Source organism: Bacillus sp. J33 (genome assembly GCF_000518885.1).
In the GTDB taxonomy this organism is placed as follows: Bacteria; Bacillota; Bacilli; order Bacillales; family Cytobacillaceae; genus Cytobacillus.
In genome coordinates, this window is the sequence record NZ_JAEL01000055.1 from 20,098 (window position 1) to 35,529 (window position 15,432).

Sequence of the window (15,432 nt, forward strand, 5' to 3'; positions counted from 1 at the left end):
TTTAGCCTCTTTTCCATCTAATTCCCTGCGGTGTATCTTCAAGGATTATATTCATTTCTTTCAGCTGGTCACGGATCTTGTCAGCCAGTTCAAAATTTCGTTCTTTTCTGGCCTGCTGGCGCTCCTCAATCAGCTTTTCAATTTCTTCATCCAATAGCTCCCCATTGGCTTCTTCAAGCGAAAGCCCCAATACCTCAAATAGTGTTTCAAACTCCTCAGTAAATGCATCAATCACTTCAACAGCCGTGTTTTTCTCCATCAAATAATAATTTGCCAATTTTGATAGATCAAACAGGATAGAGACAGCGTTGGCCGTATTAAAATCATCGTCCATATCTTTTATGAATTGTTTATGAAGAGCGGTTATTTTATCAATCCACTCCTGATTGTTATCCGTCAGATTAACACTTGCTTCTTTGCGGTGTTTCAAATTATGATAAGACGTTTTAATGCGCTCAAGTCCGGAACGTGTATTTTCAAGCAGTTCATCACTGTAATTGATTGGATGCCTGTAATGGACGGAGAGCATAAAGAACCTTAATACCTGAGGGTCATGTTTTTGGATAATATCATGAACCAATACAAAATTCCCGAGAGATTTAGACATTTTTTCATTGTCTATATTAATATAGCCATTATGCATCCAATACCGGGCAAATGTTTTGCCTGTCAAAGCTTCTGATTGTGCAATTTCATTTTCATGGTGCGGGAAAGCCAAATCCTGTCCGCCAGCATGGATATCAATTGTTTCGCCAAGGTATTTCTTCGCCATAGCAGAGCATTCAATATGCCATCCCGGCCTTCCTTTGCCCCATGGGCTATCCCAGGAAATCTCACCTTCTTTGGCTGCTTTCCATAGGACAAAATCAAGGGAATCCTGTTTCTTTTCCCCGACTGCAATGCGGGCGCCGACACGCAGTTCATCAATGGACTGGTGTGATAGCTTTCCGTACTCATCAAATTTGCGGGTATGGTAATACACATCTCCCTCAGATTCATAAGCATAGCCTTTATCAATCAAGGTTTGAATAAAATCAATAATCATTTCCATGCTCTCCGTCACTCTCGGATGGACATCCGCACGTCTGCATCCAAGAGCTGAAACATCTTCAAAATAAGCCTTGATAAAGCGTTCCGCAATAGTTGGAACGCCCTCTCCAAGTTCATTGGCTACACGGATCAGCTTATCATCTACGTCGGTAAAATTAGAGACATATTGAACATCATACCCGCGAAACTCAAGATATCTCCTTACTGTATCAAATACGATCGGCGGACGTGCATTCCCTATATGGATATAATTATAAACGGTTGGTCCGCAAACATACATTTTCACTTTTCCCTCTTCTAAGGGAATAAACTCTTCTTTTTGCCGTGTAAGTGTATTATAGATCTGAATGGCCATAAACCCGGCTCCTTTCTTTCCTCAACGTCTCAACTTCGTTTTTTAAATCCTGCAGCTCTTTCTCCATTTCCTTAAAGCGGTCTGCAATTGGATCTGGAAGATCGGTATGATTTAAATCCTTAGCCACCTTCACACCATCCCGGATTTTCACTCTTCCAGGGATTCCGACAACAGTTGAATTTGGCGGAACCTCATGGAGGACAACTGAACCTGCACCTATCTTCGAATTTTCTCCAATTGTAATGGAGCCAAGGACTTTTGCACCAGTAGCGATAAGCGCGTTATCTTTAATAGTCGGATGGCGTTTTCCTTTTTCTTTGCCAGTACCGCCCAATGTTACTCCCTGAAAAACAGTTACATTATCGCCAATCTCACACGTTTCCCCGATAACAACGCCCATGCCATGGTCAATGAAAAACCTGCGGCCAATTTTTGCCCCTGGATGGATTTCAATTCCTGTGAAAAAGCGGCTGATTTGGGAAACAACTCTTGCAAGAAAATAAAACTTCCGCTTAAATAGCGCATGGGCAATACGGTGCGACCAAATCGCATGAAGCCCAGAATAAGTTAAAATTACTTCCAGATAGCTTCTTGCTGCAGGATCTTGTTCAAATACCACTTCGATGTCTTCCTTCATTCTTGCAAACATCGTTCCTTCCCCTCCCTAACACATGATCTTTATTATTTGTTTTATGGCTCTGTTAAATTTGCCTGTTGATTTCCGCTTCAGGCGCTCGCTTTCCGCGGGCGGTCCGACGCTCCTCGGCGCATTCGCGCCTGTGGGGTCTCTCTTTGACTCGCTTTTCCCGCAGGACTTTGAATAAGCTTCCCGAGTTAACACCTCGTCGTAAGGAAATGCGAATGCATTTTCGCGGGATTAGCAACTTCCGCTCCAATCAACAGGGTGCCAAAATCAACTTTATAATTTAACACAGCTTATTTTATATACGGCCTTATAAGGCCAAGTATTTTCCCCATATAATATTTTCCGGGAAATAAGCAAGGTATTTCCCTTTATATATAAAAAAGCGCCCCTGCCACAATAGGACAGAGACGCTTTGCACGCGGTTCCACTCTGTTTAGACTTCAGAAGCCTCAACTTTAACCTGTTAACGGGAGGAGTCCCGCCCAATTCTACTTGGCAAAATGTTTTCAGCATTACTGCTGCAGCAATAACTCTAAGACCATTTTCCGTTCGATATGGGGCTCAGAGGTGCACTTCGGAAAAGGAGAGGCTTAAACCACTTTCAGCCGGTGATGGTTCTCTCTAAAAAGCATCCTTTTCTTACTTTTCCTCTTCAACACTTTCATTTATAGAATTTAATATATACTATATTACATTTTCTCCAATATGTTAACCAATAATGCTCATCAAGCGGCTTTTTACTTTTTCTTTTCCTAAAAGCTCAATCGCCTGAGGCAAATCAGGGCCATGCGTTTGTCCTGTTGTTGCAGACCGGATTGGCATGAATAGTTTTTTGCCTTTATGGCCAGTAGACTTTTGGACAGCTTTCATGGCTGCTTTAATTTCGTCAGCTTTGAACTCTGCCATGTTCTCAATTTCCTGCAAGAAGGAAGAAAGCACTTCAGGCACCTGCTCTTCTGCTAGAACTTCCCTGGCTTCATCGTCTACTATCATTTCTTCTGTAAAGAACAGCTCTGACAGTTCCACAATCTCAGCGCCAAAGCTCATTTTTTCCTGGTAAAGCGCAATTAAGCTCCGAACCCATTGTTCATTTTCCTGCTGCCAGTTTTCGCTGATTTTTCCGGCCTTTACAAGGTGCGGGGCAGAAATAGCCACTAAGCGATCCTGGTCAAGCTTCTTCATATACTGGTTGTTCATCCATGTAAGCTTTTGCTTATCAAAAAGCGCAGGTGATTTTGAAAGTCGATTTTCATCAAAAATATTAATAAACTCTTCCTTAGAGAATATTTCTTCTTCTCCGGCCGGAGACCATCCAAGCAAAGCAATGAAGTTAAAAAGAGCTTCAGGCAAGTAGCCCAGTTCTTCATATTGTTCAATAAATTGAATGATTGTTTCATCACGCTTGCTCAGTTTTTTACGGCTTTCATTCACAATCAGCGTCATATGGCCAAACTTTGGCGCTTTCCAGCCCAGCGCCTCGTAAACCATCAGCTGCTTAGGCGTATTGGAGATATGATCGTCGCCGCGCAGGACATGGGAAATCTTCATTAAATGATCATCAACCGCTACCGCAAAGTTATAGGTAGGCGTTCCGTCTTTTTTGACAATGACATAGTCGCCAATGCCATCAGACTCAAACGACACTTCTCCTTTTACCATATCATTAAATGTAAAGGCCTTACCCTTTGGCACTAAAAAGCGAATGCTTGGCTTTCTGCCTTCTGCTTCTAATGCCGCTCTTTCTTCAGGTGTTAAGTTGCGGCATTTCCCTGAATAAGCAGGAGTTTCTCCCTTGGCAGACTGTGCTTCGCGCTCAGCTTCCAGTTCCTCCTCCGTACAATAGCATTTATAGGCATGGCCTTTTTCAAGCAGTTCCTTATAGTATGTTTCGTAAATATCATTTCGTTCAGATTGGCGGTATGGTCCGTATTCGCCTTCTTTATCGATGCTTTCATCCCAATCAATGCCAAGCCACTTTAAATAGTGAAGCTGGCTTTCCTCGCCGCCTTCAATATTCCGTTTTTTATCTGTATCTTCAATGCGGATGATGAATTTTCCGCCCTTGCTGCGTGCAAATAAATAGTTAAATAGCGCTGTTCTCGCATTTCCGATATGTAAATGCCCTGTTGGACTCGGTGCATAGCGAACGCGAATTTCATTTGACATAGTTACTGCCTCCTCAAATTCTCAATAAAATGACGCACGGGAAGTGCTAGTACATATACTGCGACAGGCTATCGGCTTTTAGCTGTCTTCTTCCCCCACTGATTAATTGAACCAATCGGTCTTACTATCCGTTAGACTGCGATAAGCTATATTTTAACACTCTCCATTTTCTTCTGAAAGGTAATTTTAGTAGATGTCTTTCTTTTTCAGCAAAACAACAGCTTGTGAAGCAATTCCTTCTTCTCTTCCCGTAAAACCGAGCTTCTCTGTAGTTGTGGCTTTTACATTTATATTTTCCTTTTCGGTTTCCAAAAGCTGAGCGATCCGCTCTTGCATTTTACTAATATGGGGAGCCATCTTTGGCTTCTGGGCAATAATAGTACAATCTGCATTCACCAGCTCATACCCTTTTTCTTTGACAATCCCCCATACATGCTCCAGCAATTTCGCTGAATCAGCATCCTTAAACTCAGGATCCGTATCGGGAAAATGCCGCCCGATATCTCCTTCGCCAATTGCACCCAGGCAAGCGTCGGCAACAGTGTGCAGCAATACATCTGCATCTGAATGCCCAAGCAGGCCTTTTTCAAATGGTATCTCTATGCCGCCAATAATCAAAGGGCGCCCTTCAGCGAATTGATGAACATCAAAGCCTTGTCCAATCCTAAACATAAATATAATCCCCTTTAGCTATGTAATTAAATGCCTTTGTTTTCTCTTTTCTTAATGATAGCTTCTGCGAAATAGATGTCTTCAGGCGTAGTCAGCTTAATATTATCGTAACTTCCCTCTACAATCATTACCTCTTTGCCTATCCGCTCTACAAGGCTGGCATCATCTGTTCCTAAAAATTGTTCCTCTTCAGCCTTGCGGTGGGCTTCGAGCAGTGCAGAAATACGAAAAGCCTGTGGAGTTTGAACAGCCCACAGGCAGGAACGTTCAAGCGTTTCTGTGATTAGATTTCCCTCTGCTTTTTTAACCGTATCTTTAAGGGGAACAGCAAGAACCGCTGCACCTTTATCTTCCGCCATCTTTACCAGCGGCTTTATTAATTCCCGGCTAATGAAAGGACGGGCAGCATCATGCACCAAAACAATCCCATCACCAGGCACAGCTTTAGCAGCATTATAGACACTATTCTGTCTTTCCTTGCCGCCTTCAACCATCGCAGCTACTTTTGAAATGTTATGCTCTTTTAATAGAACACGAATTTCTTTTTCATCCTCATGATTGATTGCCAAAAAAATGCCTGTGCACTCCGGATCATTTTCGAAAACCCTTAATGTATGTATAAAAACAGGCACCTCTCCAATTTCCAGGAGAAGCTTATTCTTTCCTGCTCCCATTCTTTTTCCCTGCCCTGCTGCTGGAAGGATCACTTGGTAACTCATAAAATTATTCCTCTCTCCTAAGAAAAGCGCAAGCGCCATGCCCACCCCCGACACCTCGAGGAAGCAGGAGCTGGAGCTAGACAGTTATCGAAGTTAAAATTATATTTATTCGGCAAAAAAGGTAGGGCAAAAAGGCTTGGGGAGGCAAAATGCTCCCCTGGCACAATCTGTCCTACTTCTCTTGAGTGTCCATTATAAAGCTTTTTCCAAAAGCTTAGGTTTTGCAAAAATCATTCTGCCGGCTGATGTCTGCAGAACACTTGTGACAAGAACATCAATATGTTTGCCAATATAGTTTCTGCCTTCTTCTACCACAATCATCGTGCCATCATCCAGATAGGCAATTCCCTGATTCTGCTCCTTGCCGTCCTTAATAACCTGTACCTTCATTTCCTCCCCAGGAAGCACAACAGGCTTCACGGCATTAGCCAGATCATTAATATTTAAAACGGCTACTTTCTGCAATTCACAAACTTTGTTTAAATTAAAGTCATTGGTTACAACAACACCATTTGTTATTTTCGCCAGTTTTACAAGTTTGCTGTCTACTTCCTGTATTTCTTCAAAATCGCCTTCATAAATCTCAACTTTAATCGAAAGCTCTTTTTGAATTCTGTTTAGAATGTCAAGCCCTCTTCGGCCGCGGTTCCGCTTCAGTACATCTGAAGAATCCGCAATATGCTGGAGCTCCTCCAGTACAAATTGAGGAATGACAATCGTTCCCTCAAGGAAACCAGTTTGGCAAATATCCGCGATCCGCCCATCAATAATAACGCTTGTATCAAGGATTTTAAGCGAATTTTTAGCAGAGGTTTCCGGCTCCGTTTCTTCTTCGCCAATTTTCTTTTTCTTGCTTGTTAATAAGGTTAAAAGCTCATCACGTTTTTTAAAGCCAACCTGGAAGCCCAGATAACCAAACAGCAAAGTCAATACAATTGGGGCTACCGTATTCAGAATGGGAACCTCAATGGCATTAAGTGCATAGCCGATAAGAAAAGCAATAACTAACCCAAAAACAAGGCCGACACTTCCGAATATAATATCAGTTATAGGTACTTTTACGAGTGATTCTTCTGTCCATCTCACAAAGTTGACGACATGATCAACCGCCCAAAAAGTTATAAGATAAAAAATAATAGCACCTAAAATGGCGGACACATATGGATTATTTAAAAGAGGAATGTCGTTTAAATTCATTAATTTCAATAAGTCAGGAATCAAAAATATACCAAGCGTTACCCCGATAATAAGGAAGCATGCCTGTACAATACGTCTTAACATTCCTTCACCTCCTTTTACTCATTATAAACAAATTCCTAAAATTGAAACCTTCAATTGCAGAGATTTTTATCTTTCCAGCCAAATAGTTATTTTAGGATAGTAATATCCCACCTAAAAGAAGGTGTATTTCTTGTATATTTAATATATTAATACAACCTAAGGGTAGCATCATTGGTAATAAATTGTCAATTAAATAACTAACCATTTTAGCACAACAAATTACATAGTTCAATAGTCTCTCATAGCTGACGGTCCGCAAAAACCTGTTCTTTAATGAGTTTCAGCCCTTCCTTAATTTTTCTCGCCCTTACTTCCCCAATACCTTCCACTTCATCCAATTCCTCTACGGATGCCGCAATAATATTTGGAAACTCATCGAACCGATTTATTAAGTTTTCGATAATAATAGGCGGCAGGCGCGGAACTTTGTTCAGCATACGATATCCGCGGGGACACCTAAATTCCTCTATATGAATATAGCCGTTAAATCCTAAAAGCTTAAGGATTACAGAGTCTTCCAGCATTTCCCCTTTGGAAAGATCCTGAAGCTTGATAAGTGTATCCCTTGAGTCAATATCTTTTGATTGTGCATAATCTCTGATAATCCATTCTGCTTCTCTTTCAAGTTCTGTTAAAAGTTCATTCATCTGCAGCCGAATGAGCCTGCCCTCTGTTCCCAGCTCACTTAAATAAGTTAAAAGTTCATTTTTAATCCGAAGGACCATCTCAATATTATGAAAAACATGTAGGATGTCACTATAAGTAACAAGTTCCTCAAATTCCAATATGCTAAGATTCCCAATGCTTTGCTCCAGCACCACTTTATATTTCTCAAGTGTCTGGACGGCAACATTCGCCTTCGTTAAAATAACTCCGATATCCCTTAAAGCATAACGGGAATGCCCTTTATATAACGTGATGACATTTCTCCTTTGTGAAATGGCTATCACCAATGCGCCAGTCTGCCTGGCGACCCGTTCCGCTGTCCGATGGCGCATTCCTGTTTCTGTGGAAGGCACACCTGGATCGGGAACGAGCTGGGCATTGGCAATTAAGATTTTGTTGCCCTCTTCATTCAGGATAATGGCTCCATCCATTTTAGCCAGCTCATACAAATAACTTGGCGTAAACGGGCAATTGATTAAAAAACCACCATCCACAAGACTATTCATCTTTTCTTTAGACCCTAAAACGATTAACCCGCCAGTATTGGCACGGAGTACATTATCAATTCCTTCCCTGATAGGCGTCCCCGGAGCCATAAACTGAAGGATTTCGCTCATCGTTTTTTCGCTCAATTTTTTTGTTTCCATATTTATTCCCCCAACGCAGCCTTTAATGCTTCACTGACAGATCCTACACCGATTAATTCAATGCCTTTTGGCGCGCTCCATCCTCCAAGGTTATTCGCAGGCAATATGACCCGCTCAAATCCGAGCTTAGCCGCCTCCTGGACTCTCTGTTCAATTCTGGATACGCGACGGACCTCACCTGTCAGTCCTACTTCCCCTATTATGCAGTCTGTTGCTTTGGTTGGTTTATCCCTAAAGCTTGAAGCAATGCTTACGGCGATTGCCAGATCGATAGCTGGCTCATCGAGCTTCACCCCGCCTGCAACTTTGAGGTACGCATCCTGGTTTTGCAGCAGCATTCCCACTCGTTTTTCTAAAACAGCCATGAGGAGCGGAACCCGATTGTGGTCTATTCCTGTAGCCATTCGCCTTGGATTTCCAAAGCTCGTTGGCGAAATGAGTGCTTGAATTTCTACCAAAACTGGCCTTGTTCCCTCCATGGATGCCACTACTGTAGAACCAGCTGCACCCTGTGACCGTTCTTCCAGAAATATTTCGGATGGATTTGCAACTTCCTCAAGCCCGAACTCCTTCATTTCAAAAATGCCCATTTCGTTTGTTGATCCAAATCTATTTTTCACAGCCCTCAAAATACGGTATGTATGATGGCGCTCCCCTTCAAAATACAAAACAGTATCAACCATATGCTCTAAAAGCCGGGGACCTGCAATTGAACCTTCCTTTGTTACATGCCCGACGATAAAAATGGCAATCCCTTTCGTTTTGCCGATACGCATCAGCTCAGCAGTACATTCCCGCACTTGCGAAACACTTCCCGGTGCTGATGTAACTTCCGGATGGAAAATGGTTTGAATAGAATCGATAATAACAAAATCAGGATTCACAGAATCGATTGTTCTGCTAATTTCATCAAGGCTTGTTTCCGAGTAAACAAGCAAGCTATCGGATGAAACACCTAGCCGGTCAGCCCTAAGCTTTGTTTGGCGCATGGATTCCTCACCCGAAATATATAGGACCGAATGCTTCCTGTTCGCCAGCTGGGATGAAACCTGAAGAAGAAGCGTTGACTTTCCAATCCCGGGATCTCCCCCGATTAGCACAAGCGAACCTCGGACAATTCCGCCTCCCAATACACGGTTTAATTCAATTAAATCTGTATGAATCCGTGGTTCACTGACTGTTTCAATTGATGTAATAGGCGTTGCTTTTGCACTTATTGCTGTTCCTTGCGAATGAGCAAAAGCCCCTCTTCTGGTTGATGCCGGCTTCTCTACCTCTTCAACCATTGTGTTCCACTGGCCGCATCCCGGACATTTTCCCATCCATTTGGGTGATTCATAGCCGCATTCCTGGCACATAAATTTCGTTTTTCTTTTGGCCATACTTCTTCTCCCTCTCTGAACATCCATTCCAGCCGCCATGAAGGGAACCTTTAATGCTACCGGCATCTATGAGCAACCAGCTTAAATTAAAAAAGTTTGGTTTACTTCCTTATTCCCTATTTCATGCGCCTTAAAATGTTTTCGCGTTGAAATTCAAAATATTTCTTTCTCTCTATTAAAATTAACATAAAACTGCCAAATAAACTTCTTTGAACACTGCATCTAAGGAAATGCCTTTTAAGAGTACAAAAAGGTACACGTATAACAGGGACGTGTACCTTTTTGCTGTGTTAAACCTAATTGGTGCAGATTATTATTTTTGAAGATTTGGCGTTCCGCTGGTTTCAGCCGTTCTAACAACAAATTCTCCATCCTTTACATCTATTACCACGCTTTGCCCAGTTAGAACTGTTCCTTTTAACAGCTCCTCTGATAAGCGGTCCTCTATATGCTTTTGAATCGCTCTGCGGAGCGGGCGTGCTCCATACTCCGGATCATAGCCCTCCTCCGAAATTTTTTCTTTGGCTGCATTTGTAAGCTCCAAAGTAATATCTTGTTCTTTCAATCGTTTCGTTAATGTATCAGACATTAGCGTAACGATTTCCTGAAGGTGCTTCTTCTCCAAGGCATGGAAGACAATAATTTCATCAATACGGTTAAGGAATTCCGGACGGAAAGACTTTTTCATCTCTTCCATTACTTTACTTTTCATGTCCTTATAATCCTGCTCCCCATCCTGGATATTGAAGCCGACATATTTGTTGCGCTTCAAGGCCTCAGCACCCACATTGGATGTCATGATAAGAACAGTATTGCGGAAATCAACAGTTCTTCCTTTGGAATCTGTTAATCTTCCGTCTTCCAGTACCTGCAGAAGGATATTAAACACATCTGGATGAGCCTTTTCAATTTCATCCAGAAGGACCACAGAATAAGGCTTTCTTCGAACCTTTTCAGTTAGCTGGCCGCCTTCCTCATAGCCTACATATCCTGGAGGAGACCCTACTAAACGGGATGTCGAATGCTTCTCCATGTACTCAGACATATCGATTCGGATCATGGCATCCTCATCACCGAACATCGCTTCTGCCAACGCACGGGCTAATTCCGTTTTACCAACACCTGTTGGCCCAAGGAATACAAAGGAGCCAATAGGGCGCTTAGGGTCTTTCAATCCTGCACGGGCACGGCGGACAGCCTTTGAAATAGCTTTAACCGCTTCTTCTTGGCCAATTACACGGGAATGAAGGATTTCCTCCAGGTTAAGAAGCTTTTCCGTTTCTGTTTGCGCCAGCTTGGATACAGGAATTCCAGTCCAGCTGGATACTACATTGGCGATATCCTCGACGGTTACTTCACTGTTCTCCTTGCCTTGTTTTTCTTTCCATGTTTTCTTGGTTTCTTCAAGCTGTTCACGGAGACGCTGTTCTGTATCTCTTAAGGATGCGGCTTTCTCAAATTCCTGGCTTTGAACTGCGGCATCTTTTTCTTTTCTGACATCCTCCAGCTTTACTTCCAGCTCTTTTAGATTAGGCGGGGTAGTATAAGAACGGAGTCTTACCTTTGAACCTGCTTCATCAATTAAGTCAATTGCTTTATCCGGAAGGAAACGGTCTGAGATGTAGCGGTCTGAAAGTTTAACAGCCGCTTCAATCGCCGCATCTGTAATGGTTACTCGGTGGTGTGCCTCATAACGGTCACGCAGCCCTTGAAGAATCTGTACGGATTCTTCTGCAGTAGGCTCATCAACTGTAATCGGCTGGAAACGTCTTTCGAGTGCTGCATCTTTTTCGATATATTTTCTGTATTCATCAAGTGTCGTCGCACCAATACACTGAAGCTCACCGCGGGCAAGAGAAGGCTTTAGAATGTTGGAGGCATCAATAGCGCCTTCTGCTCCCCCTGCACCTATTAAAGTATGAAGCTCATCGATGAATAAGATGATATTTCCTGCCTGCCTGATTTCATCCATTACTTTCTTCAGGCGGTCTTCGAATTCACCCCGATATTTCGTACCAGCAACAACTGTACCCATATCAAGCGTCATTACTCTTTTATCACGAAGAGTTTCCGGCACTTCATTATTAATAATTTGCTGTGCCAATCCCTCTGCAATTGCTGTTTTACCGACACCTGGTTCACCAATAAGAACCGGGTTGTTCTTCGTACGGCGGCTTAGCACCTCTATTACACGCTGGATTTCCTTGCTGCGCCCAATAACGGGGTCCAAGCTTCCTTCTCTTGCAATAGCCGTTAAATCACGGGCTAATCCGTCAAGAGTTGGTGTATTCGCATTTGCCGCTGAACCTCCTTGGTGGTTGCCAGACTCATTGCTTCCCAATAGCTGAAGCACTTGCTGGCGGGCTTTATTAAGGCTGACTCCAAGGTTATTTAGAACTCTTGCTGCAACGCCTTCTCCTTCGCGGATTAGGCCAAGCAGAATATGTTCAGTTCCTACGTATGAATGCCCAAGCTTTCTTGCTTCATCCATGGAAAGTTCAATTACCTTTTTTGCACGAGGAGTATAATGAATGGTTTGGGAAGCATCCTGTCCTCTGCCAATTAAATTTTCAACTTCTTTTTGGATTTTATCGGAGCCTAGGCCCAATGCATAAAGGGCTTTTGCTGCAATGCCTTCTCCTTCTCTTACAAGGCCAAGCAGGATGTGCTCTGTCCCAATGTTATTATGTCCTAAACGGATTGCTTCCTCCTGTGCTAAAGCCAATACCTTCTGAGCTCTTTCTGTGAATCGTCCGAACATCATATAAATTCATCCTCCCAACTCTTGATCTTCCATTTTTAATCTTTCCCTGATTAATGAAGCCCTGCGGATATCGCGTTCATGAGGCCTGAGCGGACCCCCTGCATATTGCTGCAAAAAGCCTGGCTGTGTCAGGATCATCAGCTCATTTAAAATATTCTTTGAGATATTTTTTATATACTGCATATCAATTCCCAGGCGAACATCAGATAAGCATTGCGCGGCTTCCTTCGATTCAATAATTCGGCTGTTTGATAAAATGCCATAAGAGCGGAAGACTCTGTCTTCTAATTGTATGTTAGAAGTCTTTGCTAATGCTTCTCTTGCTGACCTTTCCTGAGAAATTAGCTGGCTGACAACACTTTTCAGATCCTCCACGATATCCTCTTCTGATTTTCCGAGTGTGATCTGGTTTGAAACTTGAAAGATGTTACCTAATGCTTCGCTGCCCTCACCATAAATTCCTCTAACAACTAAGCCAAGCTGATTAATTGCCGGAATAATCCGGTTCATTTGCTGGGTGAGTACGAGGCCTGGCAAATGCATCATAACGGATGCTCTAAGGCCCGTTCCTACATTCGTCGGGCAGCTTGTTAAAAAGCCGACCGTTTCATCAAATGCATAATCGGCTTTTTCCTCTAGCCAATCATCTATTTCATTTGCCATACTTAAGGCTTCAGAAAGCTGAAAACCCGGAAACAAACATTGAATCCGAATATGGTCTTCTTCATTAATCATAATGCTGACCTCTTCATTCTCTGATAGAAGGCAGGCCCCATGGGTTGAATTCTCAGCTAGGTGGGGGCTGATTAAATGCTTCTCCATGAGCACTCTTTTTTGAAGAGGCTGGAGTTCATCCATCATGAGGAGTTCCAACTCCCCAAGCTTTGAAAAAGATGAATGCTCTACCCTTTCTTTCACCTTCTGGATAACTGCCTGTGCTTCTTCATTTGAAAATAAAGTAGGAAATTTATATTGTTTTATATTTCTGGCCAGCCTGATTCTAGAGCTTAAAACAATATCGGAATCAGGGCCTTCTGCACTCATCCAGGAGCTGATAGCTTGATTCATAAAACGTTCGAGCGACAAGCTTATTCCCCTCCCTCATGATTGGCATTCAGCTGTTTTTCCAGCTTCCGTATTTCATCTCGCAATTCTGCCGCTTTTTCAAATTCTTCTTGGCCAATCATTTCTTTTAACTCATGTTTCAATTTTTCAATATTCCTTCGCAAATGAATGGTTCCTCCCATTCTTGCAGGAATTTTTCCGTTATGCAAAGAATTCCCGCTGTGAAGCCTTCTCAGAATGGGGGTCAGCTGATCTTTAAAAGTCTCATAGCAAAGAGCGCATCCAAATCGCCCTACTTTAATAAACTGCTGATAGGTCATGGAACATTGCTTGCACTGCAGGACCTTTTCCTGCTGGAAGGGATCCTGGTTCGCTCCCTGAAACGCAGGTTCAATATTCAGCAGGCCTGCCAATAAATTATTGATTGAAAAACCGGACCCGCTGCCAAGCATAAACATTTCACCTTTTTCCTGAGCACATTTGTCACAAAGATGGAACTCAGCTTTTTCTCCATTGATGACTTTTGTAAAATGCAGCGTGGCCGGCCTTTGATTACACTCCTGACAAATCATGACTTCACCTCTCCAGCTCGCTAAAAAAACTTATTTATATTTTAAAGTCGTTAACATTGCCTTTAACATCCTTGCACGCAGTTCATCCCGAAATGGAAGGTCAATATATAATACAGAGCGGTCTATTACACTTAACATAATTTTAGCTTCCCTCTGTGTGATAATTTCTTCTTCCACCAGGCGATAAATAACATTTTCAGCACTGCTTTGGCTGATTCGGCTCTGCACTAATGAAATCAATTGGTCAATTAAATCAGCGTGGTCATAAGACTGGACTTTCATAATCCGGATATACCCTCCGCCGCCCCGCTTGCTCTCCACGGCATAGCCTTTCTCAATTGTAAAACGGGTATTGATAACATAATTGATCTGAGAGGGTACACATTGAAATTTATCGGCAATTTCACTTCTTTTTATTTCCACGATTTCCCTCTCGCTTTTTTCTAAAACCTGTTTTAGATAATTCTCAATTATGTCGGATATATTTCTCACCAAGCCTCCTCCTATCTGACTTTGACTATATTTGACATTAATTATACATGATTTATGTAATTTCTTGCAATCGGCGGATGTTAATAATTTTCCCCCATTTTTTTACTTCTCAAACCCGAAATTGAAAGTTAATGTCGGTAACAATATATTTTGGCATGGGCAAGTTTGTGCTTGGAGGAGGATGAATTTGTGCTTATTTTTGATTAACTATTGAAACAAGAGAAAAGAATATGGTTTTTAAGAGGTTCAGAATCAAGTTTGGATAGTTATTTACTAATATTTCGGGGATTATTTTTTGTTTTACTAAAATATTTGAGAATTTAACTAACAATTATTTTTATTTATGGCATGATTCAGGCGATATTTTTACGGCAAGATCTTTTAAAAGAACACAATTGATTCCTGAAACAGACTGTTGAATAAGGAGTGGTGCATAAAATTCGAAAGTGGCGCATAAGTGAGCGAAAGTGAGTCATAAATTTTATAAATGGTGCATATTTTCGCCAAAGACATGCAAAAAGGTTTAACCCGCAAACTTGCCAGGAATAAAACCGGAAAAGATTCCACCGACCACAGGCCTTTTTCACCAAAACAAACCTTTTTTATGTGGAAAACACAAAAAAAGCACCCATTCAGGTGCTCTTTCAGTTGCCCGGCAGCGTCCTACTCTCACAGGGGGACAGCCCCCAACTACCATCGGCGCTGAGAAGCTTAACTTCCGTGTTCGGCATGGGAACGGGTGTGACCTTCTCGCTATCGCCACCAGACTATTTGGTTTGAAGAAAGGTCGTTCCTTCAAAACTAGATAATGAATGAAGAAGTGTTTGCCGAGTATTCACCAATAACTAGGTTAAGTCCTCGATCGATTAGTATCAGTCAGCTCCACATGTCGCCATGCTTCCACCTCTGACCTATCAACCTGATCATCTTTCAGGGATCTTACTAGCTTGACGCT

At 42.3% G+C, this 15,432-nt stretch carries 12 protein-coding genes, 2 rRNA genes and 1 other annotated feature; all 14 genes read right to left on the bottom strand.

What is annotated here, in order from left to right; all coding sequences use genetic code 11:
* Position 1: 1 nt before the first annotated feature.
* Positions 2-1,405: a cysteine--tRNA ligase gene (gene cysS / locus L634_RS0115905; protein ID WP_026583294.1), complete on the bottom strand. Its 1,404-nt coding sequence runs from the start codon at positions 1,403-1,405 to the stop codon at positions 2-4.
* Positions 1,386-2,054, bottom strand: a complete 669-nt coding sequence (gene cysE / locus L634_RS0115910) for a serine O-acetyltransferase (protein WP_026583295.1) — start codon at positions 2,052-2,054, stop codon at positions 1,386-1,388. The genes cysS and cysE overlap by 20 nt, the downstream gene beginning before the upstream one ends.
* Positions 2,055-2,451: 397 nt before the next feature.
* Positions 2,452-2,716 (bottom strand) — a binding site (T-box leader).
* A gap of 43 nt (positions 2,717-2,759) precedes the next feature.
* Positions 2,760-4,217 carry a glutamate--tRNA ligase gene (gene gltX / locus L634_RS0115915; protein WP_026583296.1) on the bottom strand — a complete coding sequence of 486 codons (1,458 nt, stop codon included), beginning with the start codon at positions 4,215-4,217 and terminating at the stop codon, positions 2,760-2,762.
* A gap of 186 nt (positions 4,218-4,403) precedes the next feature.
* Positions 4,404-4,889, bottom strand: coding sequence for a 2-C-methyl-D-erythritol 2,4-cyclodiphosphate synthase (gene ispF / locus L634_RS0115920; RefSeq protein WP_026583297.1), 486 nt, complete (start codon positions 4,887-4,889; stop codon positions 4,404-4,406).
* A gap of 26 nt (positions 4,890-4,915) precedes the next feature.
* A complete protein-coding gene (gene ispD / locus L634_RS0115925; RefSeq protein WP_026583298.1) occupies positions 4,916-5,608 on the bottom strand; it encodes a 2-C-methyl-D-erythritol 4-phosphate cytidylyltransferase in 693 nt (230 codons plus the stop codon).
* Between the two features lie 192 nt (positions 5,609-5,800).
* Positions 5,801-6,889 carry a PIN/TRAM domain-containing protein gene (locus L634_RS0115930; protein WP_026583299.1) on the bottom strand — a complete coding sequence of 363 codons (1,089 nt, stop codon included), beginning with the start codon at positions 6,887-6,889 and terminating at the stop codon, positions 5,801-5,803.
* Between the two features lie 239 nt (positions 6,890-7,128).
* Positions 7,129-8,202, bottom strand: a complete 1,074-nt coding sequence (gene disA, locus L634_RS0115935; RefSeq protein WP_026583300.1) for a DNA integrity scanning diadenylate cyclase DisA — start codon at positions 8,200-8,202, stop codon at positions 7,129-7,131.
* A gap of 2 nt (positions 8,203-8,204) precedes the next feature.
* The gene (radA, locus tag L634_RS0115940; protein ID WP_026583301.1) at positions 8,205-9,584 is read right to left on the bottom strand and encodes a DNA repair protein RadA; all 1,380 of its coding nucleotides are present in this window, start codon (positions 9,582-9,584) and stop codon (positions 8,205-8,207) included.
* A gap of 313 nt (positions 9,585-9,897) precedes the next feature.
* Entirely contained in the window at positions 9,898-12,348 is a 2,451-nt protein-coding gene (gene clpC / locus L634_RS0115945) for an ATP-dependent protease ATP-binding subunit ClpC (protein ID WP_026583302.1), read from the bottom strand.
* Between the two features lie 6 nt (positions 12,349-12,354).
* Entirely contained in the window at positions 12,355-13,434 is a 1,080-nt protein-coding gene (locus tag L634_RS0115950; protein ID WP_026583303.1) for a protein arginine kinase, read from the bottom strand.
* A gap of 2 nt (positions 13,435-13,436) precedes the next feature.
* Entirely contained in the window at positions 13,437-13,985 is a 549-nt protein-coding gene (locus L634_RS0115955; RefSeq protein ID WP_026583304.1) for a UvrB/UvrC motif-containing protein, read from the bottom strand.
* Positions 13,986-14,015: 30 nt separating this feature from the next.
* The gene (locus L634_RS0115960) at positions 14,016-14,480 is read right to left on the bottom strand and encodes a CtsR family transcriptional regulator (RefSeq protein ID WP_442852704.1); all 465 of its coding nucleotides are present in this window, start codon (positions 14,478-14,480) and stop codon (positions 14,016-14,018) included.
* A gap of 647 nt (positions 14,481-15,127) precedes the next feature.
* Positions 15,128-15,244, bottom strand: a 5S ribosomal RNA gene (rrf, locus tag L634_RS0115965).
* A gap of 79 nt (positions 15,245-15,323) precedes the next feature.
* A 23S ribosomal RNA gene (locus L634_RS0115970) occupies positions 15,324-15,432 on the bottom strand; the annotation flags it as partial.

Coding starts and splice junctions, on each gene's coding strand:
- cysS (WP_026583294.1), bottom strand. CDS start 1,405: ATGGCCATTCAGATCTATAATACACTTACACGGCAAAAAGAAGAGTTT.
- cysE (WP_026583295.1), bottom strand. CDS start 2,054: ATGTTTGCAAGAATGAAGGAAGACATCGAAGTGGTATTTGAACAAGAT.
- gltX (WP_026583296.1), bottom strand. CDS start 4,217: ATGTCAAATGAAATTCGCGTTCGCTATGCACCGAGTCCAACAGGGCAT.
- ispF (WP_026583297.1), bottom strand. CDS start 4,889: ATGTTTAGGATTGGACAAGGCTTTGATGTTCATCAATTCGCTGAAGGG.
- ispD (WP_026583298.1), bottom strand. CDS start 5,608: ATGAGTTACCAAGTGATCCTTCCAGCAGCAGGGCAGGGAAAAAGAATG.
- L634_RS0115930 (WP_026583299.1), bottom strand. CDS start 6,889: ATGTTAAGACGTATTGTACAGGCATGCTTCCTTATTATCGGGGTAACG.
- disA (WP_026583300.1), bottom strand. CDS start 8,202: ATGGAAACAAAAAAATTGAGCGAAAAAACGATGAGCGAAATCCTTCAG.
- radA (WP_026583301.1), bottom strand. CDS start 9,584: ATGGCCAAAAGAAAAACGAAATTTATGTGCCAGGAATGCGGCTATGAA.
- clpC (WP_026583302.1), bottom strand. CDS start 12,348: ATGATGTTCGGACGATTCACAGAAAGAGCTCAGAAGGTATTGGCTTTA.
- L634_RS0115955 (WP_026583304.1), bottom strand. CDS start 13,985: ATGATTTGTCAGGAGTGTAATCAAAGGCCGGCCACGCTGCATTTTACA.